16 protein-coding genes are annotated in these 22,931 nt (G+C 62.8%); 5 read left to right on the top strand and 11 right to left on the bottom strand.

The genetic code is table 11. The features are described 5' to 3' along the window. Positions 1-8 precede the first annotated feature (8 nt). The 5 genes from DDE76_RS02770 to mdh all read right to left on the bottom strand — a co-directional run bounded on the left by DDE76_RS02770 (position 9) and on the right by mdh (position 7,053). On the bottom strand, positions 9-3,011 hold the full coding sequence (locus DDE76_RS02770; RefSeq protein ID WP_104894935.1) for a 2-oxoglutarate dehydrogenase E1 component: 3,003 nt from the start codon (positions 3,009-3,011) through the stop codon (positions 9-11). A gap of 299 nt (positions 3,012-3,310) precedes the next feature. Next, on the bottom strand, positions 3,311-4,216 hold the full coding sequence (sucD, locus tag DDE76_RS02765) for a succinate--CoA ligase subunit alpha (RefSeq protein ID WP_104893513.1): 906 nt from the start codon (positions 4,214-4,216) through the stop codon (positions 3,311-3,313). A gap of 63 nt (positions 4,217-4,279) precedes the next feature. Beyond that, entirely contained in the window at positions 4,280-4,798 is a 519-nt protein-coding gene (locus tag DDE76_RS02760; RefSeq protein ID WP_157955633.1) for a hypothetical protein, read from the bottom strand. Positions 4,799-4,808: 10 nt separating this feature from the next. Continuing rightward, entirely contained in the window at positions 4,809-6,002 is a 1,194-nt protein-coding gene (gene sucC / locus DDE76_RS02755) for an ADP-forming succinate--CoA ligase subunit beta (protein ID WP_104893511.1), read from the bottom strand. Positions 6,003-6,090: 88 nt separating this feature from the next. Further along, positions 6,091-7,053: a malate dehydrogenase gene (gene mdh / locus DDE76_RS02750; protein WP_104893510.1), complete on the bottom strand. Its 963-nt coding sequence runs from the start codon at positions 7,051-7,053 to the stop codon at positions 6,091-6,093. A gap of 260 nt (positions 7,054-7,313) precedes the next feature. Between mdh and DDE76_RS02745 the strand changes: the two genes are divergently transcribed. After that, a complete protein-coding gene (locus DDE76_RS02745; protein WP_104893509.1) occupies positions 7,314-7,640 on the top strand; it encodes a hypothetical protein in 327 nt (108 codons plus the stop codon). 46 nt (positions 7,641-7,686) lie between these two features. Here the strand turns inward: DDE76_RS02745 and zapE are convergent, their stop codons facing one another. From zapE to DDE76_RS02730, 3 genes are all read right to left on the bottom strand, one after another. Then, positions 7,687-8,856 carry a cell division protein ZapE gene (gene zapE, locus DDE76_RS02740; protein WP_104893508.1) on the bottom strand — a complete coding sequence of 390 codons (1,170 nt, stop codon included), beginning with the start codon at positions 8,854-8,856 and terminating at the stop codon, positions 7,687-7,689. Positions 8,857-8,959: 103 nt separating this feature from the next. Next, positions 8,960-9,565 carry an AprI/Inh family metalloprotease inhibitor gene (locus tag DDE76_RS02735; RefSeq protein ID WP_104893507.1) on the bottom strand — a complete coding sequence of 202 codons (606 nt, stop codon included), beginning with the start codon at positions 9,563-9,565 and terminating at the stop codon, positions 8,960-8,962. A gap of 139 nt (positions 9,566-9,704) precedes the next feature. Beyond that, the gene (locus DDE76_RS02730) at positions 9,705-9,938 is read right to left on the bottom strand and encodes a hypothetical protein (protein ID WP_104893506.1); all 234 of its coding nucleotides are present in this window, start codon (positions 9,936-9,938) and stop codon (positions 9,705-9,707) included. Between the two features lie 202 nt (positions 9,939-10,140). Between DDE76_RS02730 and DDE76_RS02725 the strand changes: the two genes are divergently transcribed. The 4 genes from DDE76_RS02725 to DDE76_RS02710 are packed head-to-tail and all read left to right on the top strand — an operon-like array spanning position 10,141 to position 15,890. Beyond that, positions 10,141-11,235: a microcin C ABC transporter permease YejB gene (locus DDE76_RS02725; protein WP_104893505.1), complete on the top strand. Its 1,095-nt coding sequence runs from the start codon at positions 10,141-10,143 to the stop codon at positions 11,233-11,235. Further along, positions 11,232-12,356: an ABC transporter permease gene (locus DDE76_RS02720; protein ID WP_104893504.1), complete on the top strand. Its 1,125-nt coding sequence runs from the start codon at positions 11,232-11,234 to the stop codon at positions 12,354-12,356. Before DDE76_RS02725 ends, DDE76_RS02720 begins: the two co-directional genes overlap by 4 nt. After that, a complete protein-coding gene (locus DDE76_RS02715; protein ID WP_104893503.1) occupies positions 12,353-13,987 on the top strand; it encodes an ABC transporter ATP-binding protein in 1,635 nt (544 codons plus the stop codon). Before DDE76_RS02720 ends, DDE76_RS02715 begins: the two co-directional genes overlap by 4 nt. Positions 13,988-14,021: 34 nt before the next feature. Then, a complete protein-coding gene (locus tag DDE76_RS02710; protein ID WP_104893502.1) occupies positions 14,022-15,890 on the top strand; it encodes an extracellular solute-binding protein in 1,869 nt (622 codons plus the stop codon). A 28-nt stretch (positions 15,891-15,918) separates the two neighbouring features. On the opposite strand, the gene DDE76_RS02705 is transcribed toward DDE76_RS02710, so the two are convergent. Genes DDE76_RS02705 through DDE76_RS02695 form a run of 3 tightly spaced genes read right to left on the bottom strand, consistent with a single transcriptional unit; the run spans position 15,919 to position 22,739 of the window. Beyond that, positions 15,919-16,527 carry a class I SAM-dependent methyltransferase gene (locus tag DDE76_RS02705; RefSeq protein ID WP_104893501.1) on the bottom strand — a complete coding sequence of 203 codons (609 nt, stop codon included), beginning with the start codon at positions 16,525-16,527 and terminating at the stop codon, positions 15,919-15,921. Between the two features lie 6 nt (positions 16,528-16,533). Continuing rightward, positions 16,534-20,871, bottom strand: coding sequence for a translocation/assembly module TamB domain-containing protein (locus tag DDE76_RS02700; RefSeq protein ID WP_104893500.1), 4,338 nt, complete (start codon positions 20,869-20,871; stop codon positions 16,534-16,536). Beyond that, on the bottom strand, positions 20,871-22,739 hold the full coding sequence (locus tag DDE76_RS02695) for an autotransporter assembly complex protein TamA (protein WP_104893499.1): 1,869 nt from the start codon (positions 22,737-22,739) through the stop codon (positions 20,871-20,873). The genes DDE76_RS02700 and DDE76_RS02695 overlap by 1 nt, the downstream gene beginning before the upstream one ends. Positions 22,740-22,931 lie beyond the last annotated feature (192 nt).

Here is a 22,931-nt window from a genome sequence, read left to right as displayed (position 1 = left end):
TGATCGGGTTACTGCGCGAACGCGTCGTCGAGGAATGCCTGAAGTTGAGCCAGATGCGTCCGCATCAGGCCCGTTGCCGGGGACGCAGCGGCCGGACGGCCGACATAGCGCACGCGCTCGCCGCCGCGGCCCATCTGGTCGAACACCCACTCAACATAGGGCTGGATGAATGCCCAGGCCCCCATATTGCGCGGCTCTTCCTGGCACCAGACCACATCCGCATTGGGGAAGCGGCCCAGTTCATCGAGCACGGCCTTGGCCGGGAACGGATAGAGCTGTTCGACTCGCAGCAGATAGACATCGTTGATGCCCTTCTTCTCGCGGTCTTCCAGCAGGTCGTAATAGACCTTGCCAGTGCATAGCACCACGCGGCGGATCTTGTCGTCGCTGGTCAGCCTGATCGTGGTCTTGGGTGCGCCGGGCGCCTCCGCATCATCCCAGAGCAGGCGATGGAAGCATGAATCCTGACCCATCTCCGCCAGACCCGACACCGCACGCTTGTGGCGCAACAGGCTCTTGGGCGTCATCAGGATCAGCGGCTTGCGGAAGTCACGCTTGAGCTGCCGGCGCAGCACGTGGAAGTAGTTCGCCGGCGTCGTGCAGTTGGCAACCTGCATGTTGTCTTCGGCACATAGCTGCAGGAAGCGCTCAGGGCGCGCCGAGGAGTGCTCGGGGCCCTGGCCTTCATAGCCATGGGGCAGCAGCATGACGAGACCGGACATGCGGAACCACTTGCGCTCGCCCGAAGAAATGAACTGGTCGATGACGACCTGCGCACCATTCACGAAATCGCCGAACTGGGCTTCCCACAGGGTCAGCGCCTTGGGCTCGGCCAGCGAGTAGCCATATTCAAAGCCCAGCACGGCTTCCTCGGACAGCATCGAGTTGATGACTTCGTAGCGGGCCTGATCGGGATCCAGATTGTTGATCGGGGTATAGGTCTTGTTCTCGACCTCTTGGTCGTTGAGCACCGAATGGCGCTGACTGAACGTGCCGCGTTCAACATCCTGGCCGGACAGACGCACCGGATGGCCTTCGGTCACCAGCGTGCCAAAGGCCAGCGCCTCGGCTGTCGCCCAATCGATACCCTCGCCGCTTTCAATCGCCTTGAGCCGGTTGTCCATGAAGCGCTTCACCGTCTTGTGGACGTTGAAATCATCCGGCACCTGGGCCAGCTTGGTGCCGATATCGACCAGCTTGTCGATATCAACACCAGTCTGTCCGCGGCGCGGGCCTTCATCTTCAGCCGGCTTGAAGCTCTTCCACTGCCCATCGAGCCAGTCCGCCTTGTTCGGGCGGTAGTCCTGTCCGGACTCGAACTCGTTCTCGAGATTGGCTTTCCAGTCGGCCTTGAGCTTTTCGACTTCCGCCTCGGTCACCAGGCCTTCGCCGATCAGCTTTTCCGCATAGAGCTCAAGCGTGGTCTTGTGACCACGGATCTTGGCATACATGGTCGGCTGGGTGAAGCTGGGCTCATCGCCTTCATTGTGGCCGAAGCGGCGATAGCAGAACATGTCGATGACGACAGGACGGCCGAATTTCTGGCGATATTCGACAGCCACCTTGGCCGCGAACACAACGGCTTCAGGATCATCGCCATTCACATGCAACACCGGCGCCTCGATCATCTTGGCGACATCTGTCGGGTACGGCGAGGAGCGTGAGAACATCGGGCTCGTGGTGAAGCCGATCTGGTTGTTGATCACGAAGTGGATCGAGCCACCGGTACGGTGCCCCTTGAGGCCCGAAAGCCCAAGGCATTCAGCAATCACGCCCTGGCCGGCAAAGGCCGCGTCGCCATGGATCAGCAGCGGCAGCACCATGGAGCGGTCCGGCTTGCCGTCGGTGGCGATGTTCACCAGCTTGCCGTCAGGCGCAATATGCTGGTCCTGCTTGGCGCGGGACTTGCCCAGCACCACCGGATCAACGATTTCCAGATGGGAGGGATTGGCGGTGAGCGACAGGTGCACCCGGTTGCCATCGAAGTCGCGGTCCGAGGAAGCGCCCAGATGGTACTTCACATCGCCCGACCCCTCGACGTCATCGGGGTAGAACGCGCCACCCTTGAACTCGTGGAACAGCGCGCGGTGCGGCTTCTGCATCACCTGGGTCAGCACATTGAGACGTCCGCGGTGGGCCATGCCCAGCACGATGTCCTTGATGCCCAGCGCGCCGCCGCGCTTGATGATCTGCTCAAGCGCCGGAATGGTGGACTCACCGCCATCCAGGCCAAAGCGTTTGGTGCCTGTATATTTGACGTCGAGAAACTTTTCGAAGCCTTCGGCCTCGACCAGCTTGCTCAGAATCGCCTTCTTGCCCTCGGGGGTAAAGGTGATTTCCTTGTCCGGCCCCTCGATGCGCTCCTGAATCCACTGCTTGGCTTCGGGATCCGAGATATGCATGAACTCGATGCCCAACGTGCCGCAATAGGTCCGCTTGAGGATCGCCAGCATCTCGGGGATGGTGGCGTATTCCAGGCCCAGATAGTTGTCGATGAAGATCTTGCGATCATTGTCGGCATCGGTGAAGCCGTAGCTCTTGGGATCAAGCTCGGGGGCCGGCTCGTCGGTCTTGAGCTTGAGCGGGTCGAGATCGGCGTGCAGGTGCCCGCGCATGCGATAGGCCCGGATCATCATGATGGCGCGGATCGAATCGCGCGTCGCCTGCAACACATCGGTAGCGCTCGGCGCCGGCTTGCCTTCGGCAGCGGCCTTCTTTGTCACGGCCTTTTCGACCTTGAGCGCGGCCTGGCCCCAGTCGCCGTCAAGCGCGCTGACCAACTCGCCACTTTCGGCGGGCGGCCAATCCTTGCGGCCCCAGCTCGGACCATCCGCATTCTTCTGAGCTTCGGCCTGGCTGTCGTCGAGCCTGGAAAAGAAGCTCGACCAGGTCGGATCGACGCTGGAAGGATCGGTTTTGAAGCGGGAATAGAGTTGTTCGATGTAGTCGGCGTTCCCCCCATAGAGGAACGAGGTCAGCAAGAACGTGTCGTTCTTTTCCTGTCGTGTCATCGCTTTTGTCGCAAGGCCTTGCGCCCTGCCATCCTTCTCAACGAACCGGCCTGGAGTATCCAGTCCGGTGTCAAATGCGGTCATCCATAAAGTGGGCCGAATATTGACCGCGTTTCCTTTGTATCTTGTTAAGTCTGGCGGCGCCCCACAAGGCGCCACGGCTCACTCATCTGTGTAACAAACACATCGTGGTCCGGACTAGCACCGAACCGTGACCGAAGCGCGACCGACATTGGTCGCACATGGTACGATACCCCCCTGACCTCCCCCATCAGGGGGAGGCATGTTGGGGTGCAGACCTAGCCTTTCAGCACATCCGCCAGCGTTGCGCCGATGCGCGCCGGCGAGGCCGAAACCTTGATACCGGCCGCTTCCATGGCCGCGATCTTTTCTTCCGCGCCACCCTTGCCGCCGGAAATCACGGCGCCCGCATGGCCCATGGTGCGGCCCGGAGGGGCGGTGCGGCCCGCAATGAAACCGGCCATCGGCTTCTTACGGCCCTTCTTGGCCTCGTCGATCAGGAACTGGGCCGCTTCCTCTTCGGCCGAACCGCCGATTTCGCCAATCATGATGATCGACTTGGTGGCTTCGTCGGCCAGGAACATCTCGAGCACGTCGATGAATTCAGTGCCTTTGACCGGGTCGCCGCCGATACCAACGGCTGTGGTCTGGCCAAGGCCTTCATTGGTGGTCTGGAACACCGCTTCATAAGTAAGCGTGCCCGAGCGCGAAACAATGCCCACCGAACCCTTGGAGAAGATCGAGCCCGGCATGATGCCGATCTTGCATTCTTCCGGGGTCAGGACGCCGGGGCAGTTCGGCCCGATCAGGCGCGACTTGGACTTTTCCAGCTTTGCCTTGACGCGCACCATGTCCATGACCGGCACGCCTTCAGTGATGCACACGATCAGCTCGATCTCGGCGTCGATTGCCTCCTCGATGGCCGCGGCGGCACCAGCCGGCGGCACATAGATCACCGAGGCATTGGCGCCGGTCTTGTCCTTGCCCTCGGCAACCGAGGCAAAGATCGGCAATTCGGTGCCGTCGACACCCGAGGACCAGACTTCGCCGCCCTTCTTGGGATGGGTGCCCCCCACCATCTTGGTGCCGAAATAGGCCAGGGCCTGCTCGGTGTGGAAGGTACCGGTCTTGCCGGTCAGGCCCTGCACAAGAACCTTGGTGTCTTTGTTGACGAGAATGGACATCTGTTTCTCTTCCGTCTTTCGGCGCCAGGCGCCAATTCATGCCCGCAAATCCGGGGCGGTTTACTATTCGCTCGTGGCGGTGTTCGGCGTGAGGATCGTGAGCTGGATAACAAAGCCCACAGCGTCCCAATGGGTGATGAGCAGGCTGTCGAGGGCGCCAGTGCCAATCAGGCTTGCATAGGTGCCGCCATTTTCGCTGGTCACCTCACCCTCGTAGCCATCCAGCGCGGCCAGCGCCTCGATGGCGCCTTCGCCCTGCCCCCGGGGCTCGGCAATATCGATGCGGCAATAGCCCAGCGTGCGGTTCGGATAGCTCTCGACCAGCGCGAACATGTCGCCCCAGCCGATGCCCGGAACCTCGCGCCCGGCCGAATAGGAGCGGATGAAGGGGCTTTCCGCTTCATCCTCATAGGCGTCCCAGCCGGCACCCTTGGCCGTCTCGAGGGCAAGCACGTCACCCCTGGCGAAGGCCTCGCACATCTCCAGCGCCGCCACGGCTTCTGCAGCCGGGGACGACTTGGTCTTCTGGGCCAGAGCCGGCTGAGCTGCCAGGCCCAGTGCCAGAACGAGTGCGAGGCTCACGCGCATCGGCTTAGCCCTGCACCGCCTTGACGATCTTCTGGGCGGCATCGTCCAGGTCATCGGCAGAGATGACGTCGAGGCCGGAATTGTCGAGGATTTCCTTGCCTTCCTTGACGCGGGTGCCTTCGAGGCGAACCACCAGCGGCACCTTGAGGCCGACTTCCTTGACCGCGGCGATCACGCCTTCGGCGATGACGTCGCAGCGCATGATGCCGCCGAAGATGTTGACCAGAATGCCCTTCACGGCCGGATCGGCAGTGATGATCTTGAAGGCCGCGGTCACCTTCTCCTTGGAAGCACCGCCACCAACATCAAGGAAGTTGGCCGGCTCGGCGCCGTAGAGCTTGATGATGTCCATGGTGGACATGGCCAGGCCCGCGCCGTTGACCATGCAGCCGATATTGCCGTCGAGCGCCACATAGGCAAGGTCATATTTGGACGCTTCGATTTCCTTGGCGTCCTCTTCGGTCAGGTCGCGCAGCGGCTTGAGCTCTTCGTGACGGAACCCGGCATTGCTGTCGAAGCTGACCTTGGCGTCGAGCACGCGCAGATGGCCATCAGTCATCACGATCAGCGGGTTCACTTCGAGCAGGCTCATGTCCTTTTCGGTGAACGCCTTGTAGAGGATCGGGAACAGGGTCTTGCCGTCTTCGGCCGCCGCGCCGTCAAGTTCAAGCGCTGCATTGATCTTGGCGACGTCATCAGCGGTAACGCCGGCAACCGGGTCAATGGCGACAGTGATGATCTTCTCGGGCGTATGCTCGGCCACAGCCTCGATGTCCATGCCGCCTTCAGTGGAGACGACGAAGGAAACCCGGGACGTTGCACGATCGACCAGCAACGAGCAGTAGAGCTCGCGGGCGATATCGGCGCCATCCTCGATATAGAGGCGGTTGACCTGCTTGCCGGCCGGGCCGGTCTGCTTGGTCACCAGCGTATTGCCAAGCATTTCGCGGGCATTGGCAATCACGTCCTCGACCGACTTGGCCAGGCGTACGCCCCCCTTGGCATCGGGCCCGAGTTCCTTGAACTTGCCCTTGCCGCGACCGCCGGCATGGATCTGGCTCTTGACCACATAGAGCGGACCGGGCAGCGACTTGGCAGCCGCCTCGGCTTCGTCCGCCGAGAAGATGGCAACGCCCGAAGCAACCGGCGCGCCATATTCCTTCAGCAGCGCCTTGGCCTGATGTTCATGGATATTCATTCTTTTCCCCTTGGGTGGGCAGACAATGTTCCGGCATTTCTGGAGCCGGAAAGCCAAAAGCCGCTGGCGGGGCCAGCGGCTTGCAGTGTTACGCCAGCTTCGGCGCGATCTTTTGACAGGCCTCGATCAGGCCTTCCACCGCACCGACGGATTTGTCGAAGGCCTTCTGTTCGGCAGAATTGAGCGCGATCTCGACGACCTTTTCCGCGCCACCGGCGCCGATGACGACCGGCACACCCACATAGGTGCCCTTGACGCCATACTCGCCATTGAGCTGCACCGCACAGGGCAGCACGCGCTTCTTGTCCTTGAGATAGCTCTCGGCCATGGCAATGGCGGAAGCGGCCGGCGCATAGAAGGCCGAACCGGTCTTGAGCAGGCCCACGATCTCGGCGCCGCCATCACGGGTGCGCTGGATGATCTCGTCGAGCTTTTCCTTGCTCATCCAGCCCATCTTGACGATGTCAGTGAGCGGAATGCCGGCAACGGTGGAATAGCGGGGCAGCGGCACCATGGTGTCGCCATGGCCGCCCAACACGAAGGCATTGACGTCTTCGATGGAGACGCCCAGCTCATCGGCGATGAAGTGGCAGAAGCGCGAGCTGTCGAGCACGCCGGCCATGCCGATCACCTTGTTGGCGGGCAGGCCGGAGAACTTCTGCAGCGCCCAGACCATGGCGTCGAGCGGGTTGGTGATGCAGATGACCAGCGCGTCGGGGGCATATTTGGAAATGCCCGCGCCCACCTGCTCCATCACCTTGAGGTTGATTTCGAGCAGGTCGTCACGGCTCATGCCGGGCTTGCGCGGCACGCCGGCGGTGACGATCACCACATCGGCGCCTTCAATGTCCTTGTATTCGGACGTGCCCTTCATCTTGACGTCGAAGGACTGGGTCACCGCCGACTGGGCGATATCGAGCGCCTTGCCGGGGCCGACGCCGTCGACCACGTCGAACAGCACGACGTCGCCGAGTTCCTTCTGCGCCGACAGCAGGGCCAGCGTCCCGCCAATCTGACCTGCACCGATAAGGGCAATCTTTTTGCGCGCCATAAATCCTCATCCCAGACTGCGTTGAATTGGCGCACGTCTTAACCCTGTCGGGACATGCGGGCAAGTGAACCCTTCGTCGTAATTGGGTTTTAGCTCATGCTGATGGGCGAAGGGGTAGTGCCGGATAGGCAAAGGCGCGCATCACCGATGCTCTAGGCTTTGCGCCTATACTCCCAAGTATATTTTGCGCGGTGTCTTGCGGCGCACCCGGCCGATCAATAATGCATATTGCCGGGCGGATATCGCCCTTGAGGGTAATCATGAAAAAAATAGTGGCGGGCTTTGCGCTCGCTTTGGCCTTGGTCGGCGTCGCTGACGCTGCGGCCCTGGATCGGCGCGTGCAGATCAACAACGTGTCGTCCTACGATATCTACGAATTCTATGCCTCCAATACCGGCGAAGCCAACTGGCAGGAAGACATCCTTGGTGATGATGTTCTGCTGGCCGGCAGCAGCGTCATTGTCAACATCGATGATGGCAGCGGGTACTGCAAATACGACTTCATGGCCGTGTTCGAAGACGGTGACCAGGCGATTTCGGCGGACAACAATGTCTGCGAGTTGACCGAGTTCAATTTTACCGACTGATAAGCCTGCCCGGCGGCCCGTGACCATATGGGCCGCCGATTTCCGCCTAGACGCGCCCCGCTGCAGCGGTCTGCTGCTCCGCCGGCGCAGCGTCGCGCAAGCCCTTGGCCAGATAATCCTCCGATTGCATCTCGGTCAGCCGAGACAGGGTGCGCTGGAACTCAAACGCGGTTTTGTCGTCGGCGCCCAGCTCGTCGAGCGGCACGGCAAAGCTGGCCGCCAGTTTCACGCCGCGGTCGTAGAGCGAGTCGATGAGCAGAATGAAGCGCTTGGCCGCATCGGATCTGGTGCGGTCCATCTGGGGAACATCGTCGAGCACGATGGAATCGAACTGATGGGCAATGCGCACGAAGTCGCGCGTACCCAGCGGCTTCTCGCAGAGATCTGAAAAGCCGAAACGCGCCGCGCCCATGGCGGTCAGCGGCACCGGAATTTGCCGCCCGATGCTCTCCACCACGCCCGGTTCGCCCGGCTCGCCGCCGGTGATGCGCAACCACATCTGGTCCATTGCCTCGCGCACAGCCGGCCCCGTGCCGAAGGCATAGACCTGCTGGCCGGCAAATTTCAGCCGGCGATAGTCCTGTTCGCTCGGCAGGCCGGCCACAACGGTCTTTTCCTTCAAAAGCGCGATGAAGGGCAGGAAGAGCTGGCGATTGAGCCCGTCCTTGTAGAGCCCGTCGGGCACCACATTGGACGTCGCCACCAGTGTCACCCCACCGGCAAACAGCTTTGAAAACAGCCGGTCGAGCAGCATGGCATTGGCGATATCGTGCACGTGGAATTCATCCAGGCACAACAGCCGCAGCCCGCCCTTGAGGATGGGCTTGACCACCGCCTCGACCGGATCGGCATCCTCGTCCTTGCCGCGCACCGACTTGCGGAAGGTGGCAATCCCGGCATGCACCTCGTCCATGAATTCATGGAAATGCACGCGCCGCTTCTCCCGGAACGGCACGGCGGCAAAAAACAGGTCCATCAGCATGGTCTTGCCGCGCCCCACCTCGCCATGGAGATAGAGCCCGCGCACCGCCACCGGCGCCTTTTCGAAAAAGCCGAACAGGCGCTTGGGTTTGTGGGCAACCAGATCGGCCAGCACCCGGTCGAGCTCCCGGACAGCATCGATCTGTGCCGGATCGGACGTCAGCGTGCCGCGCGTCACCAGCTCGTCATAGGCGGCACGGACGGGGGGCCGGGTTGCAATGGTGCTGGAAGACATGAAGTAATCCGGAGCCTTCCTCGGGCCGGACCCAAGGGCGGACAGGGCTTGAATAAGCGTGAGAGAAAAAGCCGGCCCTTGCGGGCCGGCCTCACAAAAAATCCTAGCGGGCCATCGAGACGGCCTGGCCACCGCCCATCGTGCCAATATAGCGACCACCGGAGGGGGCGAGGAAAGCGGCGATATTGCCGTTCTCATCGTAAAGCTGGAGCTGGCTGCCCACCTGCTGCCAGCCGGTCACCGAAGCAATCTGCGGCACGGTGCAGCCGGGCGCCGAGGCACGGTAGTAGTTGGTGCCCGTCTTGGCGGTGAGCGGCAGATTGAGACGGCAGGTCTGGCCGGCGGCAACCACATTCCAGGCACCTTCCGGACCGGTCGAGACCCCGGTGGTCAACGGCGTGCCGACAGAAACGATCGAGCTATTGGTGCCCGTTGCCGTGCCCGCCGTTGTTGCGCTGGCCGTCGTGGTCGTTTGGCCACCCAGCACCGGCTGGCCCGAAAGGCCAGGGGCCGGCGTGCCGGTTGCGCCAATCGCCGGCAAGGTCGATTGCTGCACCGTCGAGTTCTGCACGGGCTGCAATTGCTGGGGCGAACCCACAACATTGAGATTGGCGGTATTGGTCCGGCTGGACGGGGAACACGCCGCCGCCAGAAAGGCGAGGGCCGCAAGGCCGATTACGGATGAAGCGCCGCGCTTCCAATCCTGCATTGATCACTCCTGCCGCAAAGGCTTAATGCACATTAACACTTGTGGCGGCTTATACCCAAAGCCTCCACCCTGTTCAATTGCCCGACCCGCATCGGACGCGTCTCACACCAATGTGGCCGTTTTCAGGGCAGCGCGCCAGTCATGCCGAGCGATCCACCATATCCTTGAGCAGATCCTGCGCCAGCATGGCGGCGTCGGCCACCTCGTCTTCGGGCACCTCCACAATGAACCCTTCCGGGCCGAAAAGGTTCGGCACGCCAGGCAAGCCGCCTTCACGCGGCTCAAGCGGGTGGAAGCCATGCGCCTTGAGCGCCACGATCAGCACGCGGGCCATGGACTGATCTTTCACCTGGATGATGGGGGCAAATTTCACGCGATACGCTCCTTGAGAGACTTGATCGTGAACAGTCAGATCCATCCCCGCAAGGACTTTCGCGCAGATCACGCAATGTTGGTGCCATCCGGCTTGCCAAGCGGTCATCGAAATGTTGCATTGTGAAAAATCCGGTCAACCAGTGATTTGCGCTGGACAAGACCGCCGGAAACACGAGTGAAACGGGATCGCCGGAGCAGGAATGGGCGCCTATATCATCCGCCGCCTCTTGCTGATGATCCCCACCGTTTTCGGCATCATGGCCGTCAGCTTCCTCATTACCCAATTTGCCCCCGGCGGCCCCGTCGAGCAGGCGCTGGCCAATCTCTCCGGGCAAAACACCGGCGCGCTCGAACGCGTCACCGGCAGCGAAGGCGGCGATTTTGCCGGCCAACAGGTCCAGGGCGGCAATTCAAGCTACCGCGGAAGCCAGGGCCTGCCGCCCGAACTGGTGGAGCGCATCGAAAGACAGTTCGGCTTCGACAAGCCGCCGCTCGAGCGCTTCTTTTCCATGCTCGGCAATTATCTGCGCTTCGATTTCGGCGAGAGCTACTATCGCGACATCTCGGTGATCGACCTGATCCTGGAAAAAATGCCGGTCTCGATCTCGCTGGGCCTGTGGATGACGTTGATCGCCTATGGAGTCTCCATTCCGCTGGGCATTGCCAAGGCGGTGCGGGACGGCTCGCGCTTTGATGTCTGGACCTCGACCATCATCATCATCGGCTACGCCGTACCGGGCTTTCTGGTGGCCATCGTCCTGGTGGTCTTTTTCGCAGGCGGCAGTTTCTGGCAATTTTTCCCGCTGCGTGGCCTGACCTCGCCGGGCTGGGAAAACTTTCCCTGGTGGCAGCAGGTGCTCGATTATTTCTGGCATCTGGTCCTGCCCATCTTCGCCATGGGCCTTGGGGCCTTTGCCACCGCGACCCTGCTCACCAAGAATTCCTTCCTCGATGAGATCGGCAAGCAATATGTGGTGACGGCCAGGGCCAAGGGGCTGACCGAAAACCAGGTGCTCTACGGCCACGTCTTCCGCAACGCCATGATGCTGATCATTGCCGGCTTTCCCGGCGCCTTCATCGGCGTGTTCTTTGGCGGTTCGCTACTGATCGAAACCATCTTCCTGCTCGATGGCCTGGGGCTCCTGGGCTACCTCTCGGTGGTCAATCGCGACTATCCGGTGGTCTTTGCCACGCTCTACATCTTCTCCCTGATGGGTCTCATCATCGGCCTGATTTCGGACCTCACCTATATGTGGGTCGATCCGCGCCTTGACTTTGAGAGCCGCGACGTATGAGCGGGGCAAGCGAAATCATCAGGCCGCCACGCCTTTCCCCGCTCAATCAGCGGCGTCTGGCCAATTTTCGCGCCAACAAGCGCGGCTGGTGGAGCTTCTGGATCTTCCTGTTCTTTTTCGTGCTGACCCTGGGCGCCGAATTCGTCGCCAATGACCGGCCGATCCTGGTCATGTACAAGGGCGAATTGCTGACCCCCGCCTTCGTCGACTATCCCGAATCCAAATTCGGCGGCTTTCTGGGCGTCACCAATTTCCGCCACAAGGTGAATATCGACGAGATCGAGGCCAATGGCTGGATGCTCTGGCCGCCGATCCGCTTCAACCACAACACCGTGGACAGCTTCATCGCCTTTCCCGGCGCCAATCCGCCGAGCTGGCTGCTCACGCGCGAGCAGATCTGCCAGCGCTATCCAGAAGGCGTGGAGGACTCCTTCTGCGTACCCGGCAATTACCATTGGCTCGGCACCGACGGCGGCGGCCGCGATGTTCTGGCGCGGCTCATCCACGGCTTCCGCATCTCCATCCTGTTCGGGCTGGTGCTCACAGTCCTGTCGTCCGTCATCGGTGTGGTGGCCGGCGCCATGCAGGGCTATTTCGGCGGCTGGGTTGATCTCATCGCCCAGCGCCTGATTGAAATCTGGACCTCGGTGCCTTCGCTCTATCTGCTGCTGATCATCTCCTCGGTGATCGCCCCCAATTTCTGGGTGCTGCTGGGCATCCTGCTGCTGTTCTCCTGGGTGAGCCTCGTGGGCATTGTCCGCGCCGAGTTCCTGCGCGCCCGCAATTTCGAATATGTCAACGCCGCCCGCGCCCTCGGCGTCTCCAACCGGCGGATCATGTGGCGGCATCTCCTGCCCAACGCCATGGTCGCCACACTCACTTTCATGCCCTTCATCCTGTCAGGGTCTGTCGCCACCCTGACGTCATTGGATTTCCTCGGCTTCGGCCTGCCCGTCACCGCGCCATCGCTCGGGCGCTTGCTGTCCGAAGGCAAATCCAGCCTCGACGCCCCCTGGCTGGCCCTCACCGGCTTCCTCACCGTGGCCATCATGATGACCCTGCTGGTCTTCATCGGCGAAGCCGTCCGCGACGCCTTCGATCCGCGAAAGACGTTCCGATGAGCGAGCCCCTCCTCTCCGTCCGCGATCTCAGTGTTCACTTCGGCGCCAACGTGGCGGTCGACAAAGTGTCCTTCGAGCTGACGGCGGGCGAGACCCTGGCGCTGGTGGGCGAAAGCGGATCGGGGAAATCAATCACCGCCCTCTCACTGCTCGGCCTGCAACCGCCAACGGCTTCGGTGACCGGGCAGGTTCATTTCGACGGCACCGAGCTTGTTGGAGCCGCTACGGCAACGCTGCGCTCCATTCGCGGCAATCAGGTGGGCATGATCTTCCAGGAGCCGATGAGCTCGCTCAACCCGGTGCACACCATTGGCAAGCAGATCGGCGAAGTCCTCGCCGTGCATCAGGGCCTGCGCCGCAACGCGGCCCGCGCCCGCACCCTGGACCTGCTCGACGCCGTCGGCATCCCAGACCCGCAGGGGCGGATCGACGATTATCCGCACCAGCTTTCGGGCGGACAGCGCCAGCGCGCCATGATCGCCATGGCGCTGGCCAATGAACCCAAACTGCTGATCGCCGATGAGCCGACCACCGCGCTCGACGTGACCGTGCAGGCTCAGGTGCTCGATCTGCTCAAATCCCTGCAACAGGCCCACGGCATGGCCCTGCTGTTCATCACCCACGACCTGTCCATCGTGCGGCACATCGCGGACCGGGTCTGTGTGATGACCAAGGGCGAAATGGTGGAAACGGGGGCCACCCAGACCATCTTCGCCGCGCCCGCACACCACTACACAAGGCAATTGCTGGCTGCCGCACCGGCCGGCGATCCTGCACCCTTGCCGGCACAAAGTGCCAATGTGGTGTCCACGCAGGACCTCAAGGTCTGGTTTCCCATTCGCCGCGGCCTGCTGCGCCGGACGGTCGGACATATCCGCGCCGTCGACGGCGTGGATCTGGGCATCCGCAAGGGCGAAACCCTGGGCGTGGTCGGCGAAAGCGGTTCGGGCAAATCCTCGCTAGGCTATGCGCTTTTGCGCCTGATCCCCTCGACCGGCCGCATCGTGCTGCTCGGCAACGAGGTCCAGTCCCGGTCCTGGAACGCGTTGCGGCCCTTGCGCAAGCACATGCAGATCGTCTTTCAGGACCCGTTCGGATCGCTCAGCCCGCGCATGTCGGTGGGTGAAATCGTCGGAGAGGGCCTCAAGGTCCACATGCCCGCGCTGTCAGCCCAGGAACGGGACTTAAAGGTTGCCGCGGCCCTCAAGGAAGTCGGGCTCGAAGTTGCCACCGCCGCACGCTACCCGCATGAATTTTCCGGCGGCCAGCGCCAGCGCATCGCCATTGCCCGCGCCCTGGTGCTTGAGCCCGATTTCCTGGTGCTCGACGAACCGACCTCCGCGCTGGACGTCTCCATCCAGTCCCAGATCATCGACCTCTTGCGCGATATCCAGCGGCGTCGGCAGTTGAGCTATCTGTTCATCAGCCACGACCTGCGCGTGGTCAAGGCGCTGGCGCATAGGCTGATCGTCATGCGCAATGGGCAGGTCGTCGAACAGGGCGAGGCCGCCGCGATCTTTGCGGACCCGCAGCAGGCCTATACCCGCCAATTGCTCGCCGCCGCCTTCGATCTCGCCGCGCCGCCAAATGTGACGGATGATCGATTGCCGCCGCCCCATACAACCGAATAACCTCTTGATCGACTGTCCCAATCGGAGCCACGCCATGACGCTGCCCTTCAAGCTCTCCTCGCTCCTTGCCATCGGCCTTCTATCCGCCGGCCTGACTTCGGCGGCCCAGGCGCAAACCCCGACCGACACCTGGGTCAATTCCTTCACCCTGGAGGGCGAGGCCAAATACGGGCTCGACTACCCCCATTTCGACTATGTCAATGTCGACGCGCCCAAGGGCGGCATCGTGCGACTGGGCGATCTGGGCGGGTTCGACACCTTCAACCCCATCCTGCCCAAGGGCGAAGTGGCGGGTGGCATCGGGCTGCTCTACGAAACGCTGATGACCCCGTCGTTGGACGAGAACAACACCTATTACGTGCATCTGGCCGAGGCGCTGAAAATCGCCCCGGATTATGGGGCCGTGACCTTCCGCATGGATGCCGACGCCAAATGGCACGATGGCGAACCGGTCACCGCCGAGGACGTGGTCTGGACCTTCGAAAAGCTGATCGAGGTCAATCCGGACCGAGCGCAATACTATGCCAATATCACCTCGGCCGAAGTCACCGCGCCCGGCGAAGTCACCTTCACCTTCAACCAGACCGATAATCGTGAATTGCCGCTGATCCTGGGGCAATTGCTGGTGCTGCCGCAGCATTGGTGGGAAGGCACCAATGCCGAGGGCGAAACCCGCTCGATTGCCGAATCCACCCTTGAGCCGCCGCTGGGTTCAGGCCCCTATCGCCTCGCCAGCTTCGATGCCGGCCGCTCCATCACCTATGAGCGCGTCGAGGACTATTGGGGCGCCGATCACCCCACCCAAATCGGCCAGAACAATTTCGACGAGTACCGCATCGAGTATTTTCTCGATCTGACCGTTCAGTTTGAGGCCTTTAAGGGCGACCAGTTCGACTGGTGGAGCGAGAACCAGGCCCGCCGCTGGGCCACCGCCTATGACTTTCCCGCTGTCGAGGACGGGCGCGTTATCCGGGAATTGTTCCCGCAGGACTATAACGGCTCGGGCATATTGGTCGGCTTTATCATGAACCTGCGGCGCGACAAGTTTGCTGACCCGCTGGTCCGTGAAGCGCTCAACTACGCCTTCGATTTCGAGGAATTGAGCAACACGCTGTTCTATGGCCAGTATGAACGCATCGACAGCTTCTTCTTCGGCCTGCCGTTCAAGTCTTCCGGCCTGCCAGAGGGCGAGGAGCTGGAAATCCTCGAAAGCGTGCGTGACCAGATCCCGGAAAAGGTCTTCACCACGCCCTATACCAATCCGGTCAGCGGCGATCCGACCAAGCTGCGCGAGAACCTGCGCACGGCGCTGAACCTGTTCACCGAGGCGGGGTACACGCTTGAGGGCACGCAGATGCTGGACCCGAACGGCCAGCCCTTCACCTTCGAAATCCTGCTCAATGGCCCCACCATCGAGCCGGTAGCACAGAACCTGGTGACCAATCTGGCCCAGATCGGCATCAACGCCAGCATCCGGACCGTCGACAGCCCGCAATTCATCAACCGGGCCCGCAGCTTCGACTATGACATGATCTATTCGGGTTGGGCCCAATCCTTCTCGCCGGGCAATGAGCAGCGCTTCTTCTTCGGCTCATCCACTGCCGATCAGGAAGGTGCTCAGAACTACGCCGGTGTAGCTGACCCTGCTGTCGATGCATTGATCGAAAAGCTCATCGTGGCCGACGATCGCGAGACCCAGGAGGCCACGACCAAGGCGCTGGACCGGGTGCTGCTCAACAAGCACTTTGTCATCCCCAGCTATACGCTGCGCACCACGCGCTCGGCCCGCTGGGACCGCTTCAGCCGCCCCGAGGAACTGCCCGAGTTTTCCTCAGGCTTCCCCACGCTGTGGTGGTGGGACGAGGAAAAGGCCGCCCGGACCGGTGGCGTGACGGCGCAATAAGAAAAGGGCGGCTCAAGGGCCGCCCCTTTCATTTGGGCTTGCGCGCCACCAGATCGACCAGCGCCGACAGTCCGCTATGCCGATTGCCTTCGGTCAGCTCGGCGTCATAGCTGCGCAATTCGGTGATATCGAGCGCGGAGAATCGATCGGCCAACAGCTCTTCGGTGTAAAGCTGGTCGAGAATGCCTGGACCACCTGTCCTGTACTGTATCTGTCTGGGGCCATAGCCCTCGACCAGCAACAGGCCGCCGGGCGCCAGCGTCCGGATCATCCCCGCAAAGATGGCGTCGCGCATGGCCGGCGGCGCAAACTGGAAGAAGATACCCACAACGACGTCGAACCGGCCCTCCGGCCAGGCATAGTCTGCGATGTCGGCCAGTTCCGTGGTGAGGGAAACGCCACGCTTTCCGGCAAGGCGTCGCGCCTTTTCAAGACCGACAGGCGACGCATCAATCGAGGTCACCGCAAGGCCCTGCTCGGCCAGCCAGACTCCGTTGCGGCCCTCGCCATCGGCGACGGCCAGCGCATTGCGGTAACCGGCCAGCCGCTCGCGCTGCGACGCCAGAAAGGCATTGGGGGCTTCGCCGAACACATACTCGTCCGTATCGTAGCGTTCATCCCAGAAGCTAACGGCCATCGACGCTCAATAGTCCTTTTCGAAGAACACCCCGAGGGTGGAATTGCCATCCTGGCCGGCCGAGCCTCTCACGGTCAGGTCTTCGGTCACATCGAGATTGATCGTCACCTTGGATTGGCCATTCGCCCCGACCGTCGCGCCGAGATAGACATTGTCCTGGATATAGGTACCGGCCTGCACCCCGACATTGCCATCGTCATCGGTGACCACGTCGAGATCGGCAAGGCCCGCGGCGCCGCGCAGGCTTTCGACCAGCCCGCCGCCTCCGCCGCCACCAACCAGTTCGGCCGCCGCCGCCGCCAATTGCGCCAACTGGATCGGCGAAAGTTCGCCCATCGAACGGTTGAAGATCAGTCGGCTCAGCACCTCGTCCTGTGGCAGGGTCGGATTCGAGCTGAAACTGATATCGGGTGCCGAGGCGCGGCCCGACAAGGTCACAAAGACGGTAATGCCATCGCCCTCGGTGCGCGCCACGAAATTGAGTTGCGGGTCGAGATCGCCCACCAGGGTCACAGTGCCGGTTTCGAAGATGACCCGCTGCCCAAGAATGGACAGCCGGCCGCGCAGCAGATTGAAGGCGCCGACAGGCTGGACATTACTGATCGAGCCGGTCAGGCGCACCGAGCCGCCGACTTCCGCATCAAGACCGCGACCGCGGATGAAGATCTGATTGGGCGCATTGACATTGATATCGAGCTGCAATTGCGGCCCGCCACCGCCTGCCGCAGCGCCCGTGCGCTCATTGATACGGGCCCGATCCAGCGTTTGCTGCACATCGGCGGGGGCGCGCCTGTGCTCGACATCGATCAATTGCGCACCGCCGCCCAGGCCCTCAGGCACGGTGATATTGGCCTGCTCGATCAGCACATTGCCCGCCAGCAGGGGCGCGCCGGTCAGATTGCCGGTCAGGTTGAGACCGCCGGACAGGGTGGCGACGAACAGATCGCCATCGGCATAGCGGGCCGAATTGATCTGCACTGCCAGATTGACCGGCAGAGCTGGCGTCAGGCCGACCGTGCCCGATGCAGACACATTGCCACCGGTCGCCAGATTGGCCGTCAGGCTCTCGATATTGGCATTGGTGCCCGACAGCGCCACCCGCCCGGCAATGCCGGTAAGGCGCAGATTGAGCTCGGGATCGACATATTCGGCCCCGCTCGTGGAGGCGCTGCCGGTGATTTGCGGGCTGGTGAGACTGCCGCCCACTCGCGCGTCGAAATTGACCGTTCCAGACACGCGCGCACCGCGATCAGCCACGAAGCGATTGGCCAGCGAGAGCGGCGCGGAGCCATTGAGCGCCACGGAAAGGCCGTTGCCGGTCAGCGGCACCCGGCCTGATCCGGAAACGGCCAGCCCGCCGCTGCCATTGGCGCTGATACCGTCGAGCGTCACCACCTGGTCGGCAAAGCTGCCCGAAGCGTTGAAGGTCAGCGGCGCAATGCCGAAAGGCGCGATGGCGCTGGCGCCGATGCCGCCGCCGCGCACCTCGAAGGACACCTGCGGATCATCGGCCGGCCCCGACACAACGGCCCGCCCATTGAGCGTGCCGGACAGCCCCAGGTCGGGCGCCACGGCATTGGCGATTGAAAGCGGCAGTTCGGCAATATCCACCACCATGTCCAGCACCTGCCCGGCCGTACCGGTCGCCGTGATGCTGCCCGAGCCGACATTGAAGCGCAGCGCATCGAGCGAGACGCTTTCGCCCTGCACCATCAGCACCGCCGGATTGGCAAGGCGCGCCGCCAGGCTCCCCTGTTCCAGATTGGCGCGATCCAGCGCCAGGCGGTATCCGCCATCCACCGGGCTCAGCGCCCCGGCAAGATCAAGAGCGGTGCCGGTAGCAAGGTTCGCCTGCGCATCAAAGCTCGTGGTGTCACCCGACTGTCTGGCGCGCGCACTCAGCGTATCGACCACAACCCCACCGGCGACGACATTGCCTGCCGTGGCGGTACCATTGACCACCGGCACACCGAACAGGTCCGAAATGCCGGCGGTAATATCGGCCCGGCCGACAGAGATGTCATTGATCCGCAGACCGGCGATATTCGCCGTCACGCCGGCCCCCTGCTCGCCATCCTGCGGGCTCAGTTCAATGGCGGCATTCACCGCGCCCGACGCATCGGTCAGCAGCAGTGCAGCGGCCAGCGAAACATCATTGGCGGCAACGTCCAGCCGCCCATCGACAAGACCAGACTCGACCATGCGCGTCAGATCGCCGGAAATCCGCGTGCCTGCGATCTCGAATGCGATGCCCGACAGTCTCTGCAGTTCCGCATCGGTCTCGAAATTGGTATCCAGCGTGGCGCGATAGCCATCCAGCATGGCAGCGCCCGTGACGTCACCATTGATCGCGCCATCGAGCAGGGTTGCGGCCACACCGAGCTTGGCGTCGCGCAGGGTATAGTCGCCCAATGTGCCGCTCGGCACCTGTCCGTCCAGCACCAATACCAGCGGATCTTCCGGCGCGGTCAGTCGTGCCGAGCCCCGTACCGCCAGCGCGCCGCTGGCCTCCTCGGAGATCAGCGCAAGATCGGTCAAATCGAGCGCGATGTTAAAATCGGCGGCGTCACTGGCATAAACGCCATCGGCGCTGAACTTCACTTGATCATTGGCAATCAGGAAGTCATCGGCCGAAATGCCGGCCTCAGTACGCGCCAACCGGCCCGACAGGTCGACCCGACCCGCGAGCAGCGCGTCGGCGGCGGCGTCATCGATCCGCAAATCCGTGCCCGTGCCATCGAACACCAGGTCAAACCCACCGGTAAGCGGAAAAATCTGTCCGTCCGCCGTCAGCTCAAGGCCGCCGGAAAGCGAGCGCCCGGCCAGCGCAGAAAAGGGCGCTATGCTGTCCGTCGCCAGCCGGACCTGTCCGTCGAAATCGGTGCCATCGATCTCACCGGCCATGGCCGCGGTCAGCGCCTGGCCCACCACCCGCAATTCGGCCAGCTCAATCGGTTCGCCCGCATTCCACAGCCCGGCAATGCCCAACCCGACCGAAGTGCCCAGCGCCGCCTCGACGCCCGGATCGGCGTCAATACCGGACAAGGCGCCATCGCCATTGAACGTGACCATGCGGCTGGCCGGATCGTCGAGATTGCGCGCCACCCCGCCTATGCCCAGTCCGAAGGTCTGCGCATCAAAACCGTCGGTCTCCAGCCCCTCGACATCGATCCGCGCCTGCCACTGGTCGCTGGCCTCGGTGCCGAAGGCCACCCGAAGCTGTCCGCCCTGCACAAGGGTCGAACTGCCGGGCACCGGCAGGATCACCTTGTCCCCGTCGGGGTCGGCAATGGTCGCGGTCAGGTCGAGCAGGCTGACAAAATTGTCCGCCATGGTCCGGGCGCGGGCCGTCAGCCCCAATTGCCCGCCACTCAGCGTCAGATTGGAAATCTCGATGCCGCCGGCGCTCTTGACCAGCGCGCTGGTCGTCAGCCGGGTCTCGGCACCGAAAAAGTCGCGGTAAGGCAACGCCACCAGGGTGGAAAGTGGCCCGCCCAGATTGGCGTTGATGGCAAAGCCATCGGCCTGCTGCGCAATGGTGGCCGTACCGGCCAGTGCGGTCTGGTCATTGGCGAGCAATTGCATCTGCGTGGTCAGATCGGCAACCGGACCCTCCCCGTCCAGCGTCAGTGTCATGGCCGGGCGATCCTGGATATTCAGCAGGTTCGCCAGCACGCCATTGGGCGGCTCGACCAGCGACAGGCCCAGATCGATGGTCGCACCCTCGCGCCGATAGACCACATCGAGATCAAGCGTGCCGCCCGGTCCGTCGAGCCGCTCGATATCGAGCACCGCATCCAGATTGCCGCCTTCCAGCGTCATCGACCCATTAAGCGCGATCTCGGAACCCAGTCCGAACACGCCTTCTCCGAAGGTCACGCTGGGCACCGCCAATTCGCCGATCTGGATGGCGACGGGAAACTCCGGGATTTCCAGCGAACCAGCCTCGGGCGGCGGCAGATCCACCGCGCCTTCGACCGGAATGGCATTGCGAATGTAGTCGATGGACTCGGCGCGCAGCGAATTGACCTCGAGCCGCCCGCCGAACAAGGCCGCCTGGTTCCAGTTCAGGCTGGCATTGTTGACGCGCAGCCAGACCCCTTCTGCATCGGAAATGGTGATCTCGCGGATCGAGACATCCGAACCCAGGATGCCATCAATATTGGACAGGCGGATTTGCCGCTCCGGCGTCGAAAGCTGGCCTTCGACAAAGCCGGTCAGGAAATCCTTCTGCTCCTCATTGTTCATGTCCTGCGCCACCAGCGCCACCGGGACGGCCGCCGGGGCCAGCAGCAGCGCAGCGATCATCAGGCGGCGGCGGTTGGTTGCGGAAAGCTTGGCCATCAGAACGCCTGCCCGATGCCAGCATAGATCGCATAGTCCGGATCGCCCGCCTTGCGATTGAGCGGCACCGCCACGTCGAGCCGCAAGGGCCCCAGACCCGTGTAATAGCGCACGCCGACGCCCGCCCCGATCCGCAGATCATCAAGGCCCGGGAAGGTATCGGCCGCCACATAGCCGCCATCGACAAAGCCGACCACGCCAATATCGTCGGTGACCTTGGCCCGCGCTTCGAGCGAGCCTTCTAGCAGGTAGCGGCCACCGGTAATGTTCCCCATCCCGTCGTCGACGCCAATGGACTTGAAGCCATAACCGCGCACCGATCCGCCGCCCCCGGCAAAGAACAGCTTGTCGGGCGGGATGTCGACGAGTGCCGGGCCGACCACCGCTCCGGCCTTGAGCCGCCCGGCCAGCACGAAGGGATCATTCTCGCCAAAGCCGAAATAGGTGCGGCCTTCGACAAGGAGCCGCCCGCCCGGCGTGCCGCCCAGAAGATCGAAGAAGGGCTCTATATTGGCCGAGGCATACCAGCCTTCGGTGGGATCGACGCTACTGTCTCGGCCATCATAGACCAAGCCGGCATAGAGCCCCGCGGTCTGGAAATCGCGGGTGCCGAAACTGTCGTCAAACCGGGCGATTTCGAAGCTGGCGCCGCCCTCGAAGGTCAGCTCGTCGGAAAAGAACCAGCTCAGCCCGACTTTGCCGCCCGCCGAGGTTTCCGTATATTTCGGATAGATGGTCCGCTCGGCAGACACCGTGGCCACCAGATCGACATCGGGGTGATAAAAGCCCGGCTTGGTGAAGGTGCCACCGATGAAATAGTCGAACTGGGCGGTGTCGAGCGGCCAGGCAATGCTGGCCACGCGCGCATCGAGCCGCAGCCTCTCGGCCTGCCCGAACAGATTGCGCCAGAGGTGATAGCCCTCGAGCCCCAACCCGTCGACGGTCGAGAAGGTCGCGCCCAGGCCAAACCGCCGACCCGGCAATTCTTCCACGATCAGGTCATAGGGCAGCAGGCCGTCACTGCCGATGCTCTCGGCCGCTTCCAGCCGCGCCGCGCGGAACACTTCAAGCCGGTCCAGGCGCTTCTGCGCGCGGTCCAGGTCGTCCGGGTCATATTCCTGGCCCACGGCCAGACCTGTCTGCTGGGCCACGAATTCGGGGTTCATATTCGTCGTGCCGGTGACGCGCACCGGGCCGAAGGCCGCCAGGCGGCCTGGATTGACAGTGATCGTTGCCGCCACCGTATTGGTGGCATGGTCGGCAACCACGTCGCGCGACACGATTTCGGCCTTGGCATAGCCCTGCTGCCGCCAGGCCTCCAGCGCCAATTGCTCGGCCCTGAGAATGACAGCAGAACGGGCCACTTCGCCGACGCCAAAGCCGCGCAGCGCTGGCATATCCACCTGGTCATAGGGGTCCAGTGTCGGCGGGGCCTGATTGACAATCACCACATCGCCAAAGCGGAACTGAGGCCCGGCCGTCACTGCGATGGTGACATCGACCGGGTCCGGCAAGCTGGTGTCAGGTGCCAGGCTGGACGCTTCGCGGCCGCCAATGCGAATGCTGACGGCGCCACCATAATGGCCTTCGCCATAAAGCGCGGCCAGCAGGCGCCGATAGTCACCGCGCGCCTTGGCAATCAGCCCGGCCGCGCCAGAAGCCGGCTCCGCCTCGTCAGCCAGCAAGGCCGAGGCATTGCGCAGCGCCGCTTCGACAGCGCCGCCCTCGCTGGAGGTGAAGGTCACAAAATAGGGTTGAGGATCAACGAGGACCGCTTCGGCGTCGGTCTCGGACTGGTCTTCAAAGAACGTGATGCCAAAAAGTTCGAAACCCACAGCAGGCATCGCCGCCGCGGCCGACAGGGCCATGGCGATGCACAAGGCGCCAATACTCGTTACCAGACGCGCGCTTTGCAGTGGTCTATCCCGCCCTTTTACGCTTCAACCAAACCGGGCTGAAACCAAGATTGCCGCATGGACGGAAAGATTGCGTTAATCCTTCCCCGCCCTCTTCCGCCTCCGCCCAAAAGGCGAAGATTTCGTGGCGAGTTTAGGGCCAGC

This window comes from Devosia indica (genome assembly GCF_003056405.1).
Taxonomy (GTDB): domain Bacteria; phylum Pseudomonadota; class Alphaproteobacteria; order Rhizobiales; family Devosiaceae; genus Devosia; species Devosia indica.
Note: the sequence above shows the minus strand (reverse complement) of the source record. Positions and strands in the feature narration are given on the sequence as shown.

Bases quoted from the DNA above. Each gene is read 5' to 3' on its own strand.
- DDE76_RS02770 (WP_104894935.1), bottom strand. From the start codon at position 3,011: ATGACACGACAGGAAAAGAACGACACGTTCTTGCTGACCTCGTTCCTC.
- DDE76_RS02745 (WP_104893509.1), top strand. From the start codon at position 7,314: ATGAAAAAAATAGTGGCGGGCTTTGCGCTCGCTTTGGCCTTGGTCGGC.
- sucC (WP_104893511.1), bottom strand. From the start codon at position 6,002: ATGAATATCCATGAACATCAGGCCAAGGCGCTGCTGAAGGAATATGGC.
- DDE76_RS02735 (WP_104893507.1), bottom strand. From the start codon at position 9,565: ATGCAGGATTGGAAGCGCGGCGCTTCATCCGTAATCGGCCTTGCGGCC.
- DDE76_RS02715 (WP_104893503.1), top strand. From the start codon at position 12,353: ATGAGCGAGCCCCTCCTCTCCGTCCGCGATCTCAGTGTTCACTTCGGC.
- mdh (WP_104893510.1), bottom strand. From the start codon at position 7,053: ATGGCGCGCAAAAAGATTGCCCTTATCGGTGCAGGTCAGATTGGCGGG.
- DDE76_RS02705 (WP_104893501.1), bottom strand. From the start codon at position 16,527: ATGGCCGTTAGCTTCTGGGATGAACGCTACGATACGGACGAGTATGTG.
- DDE76_RS02710 (WP_104893502.1), top strand. From the start codon at position 14,022: ATGACGCTGCCCTTCAAGCTCTCCTCGCTCCTTGCCATCGGCCTTCTA.
- DDE76_RS02720 (WP_104893504.1), top strand. From the start codon at position 11,232: ATGAGCGGGGCAAGCGAAATCATCAGGCCGCCACGCCTTTCCCCGCTC.
- sucD (WP_104893513.1), bottom strand. From the start codon at position 4,216: ATGTCCATTCTCGTCAACAAAGACACCAAGGTTCTTGTGCAGGGCCTG.
- DDE76_RS02725 (WP_104893505.1), top strand. From the start codon at position 10,141: ATGGGCGCCTATATCATCCGCCGCCTCTTGCTGATGATCCCCACCGTT.
- DDE76_RS02695 (WP_104893499.1), bottom strand. From the start codon at position 22,739: ATGGCCCTGTCGGCCGCGGCGGCGATGCCTGCTGTGGGTTTCGAACTT.
- zapE (WP_104893508.1), bottom strand. From the start codon at position 8,856: ATGTCTTCCAGCACCATTGCAACCCGGCCCCCCGTCCGTGCCGCCTAT.
- DDE76_RS02700 (WP_104893500.1), bottom strand. From the start codon at position 20,871: ATGGCCAAGCTTTCCGCAACCAACCGCCGCCGCCTGATGATCGCTGCG.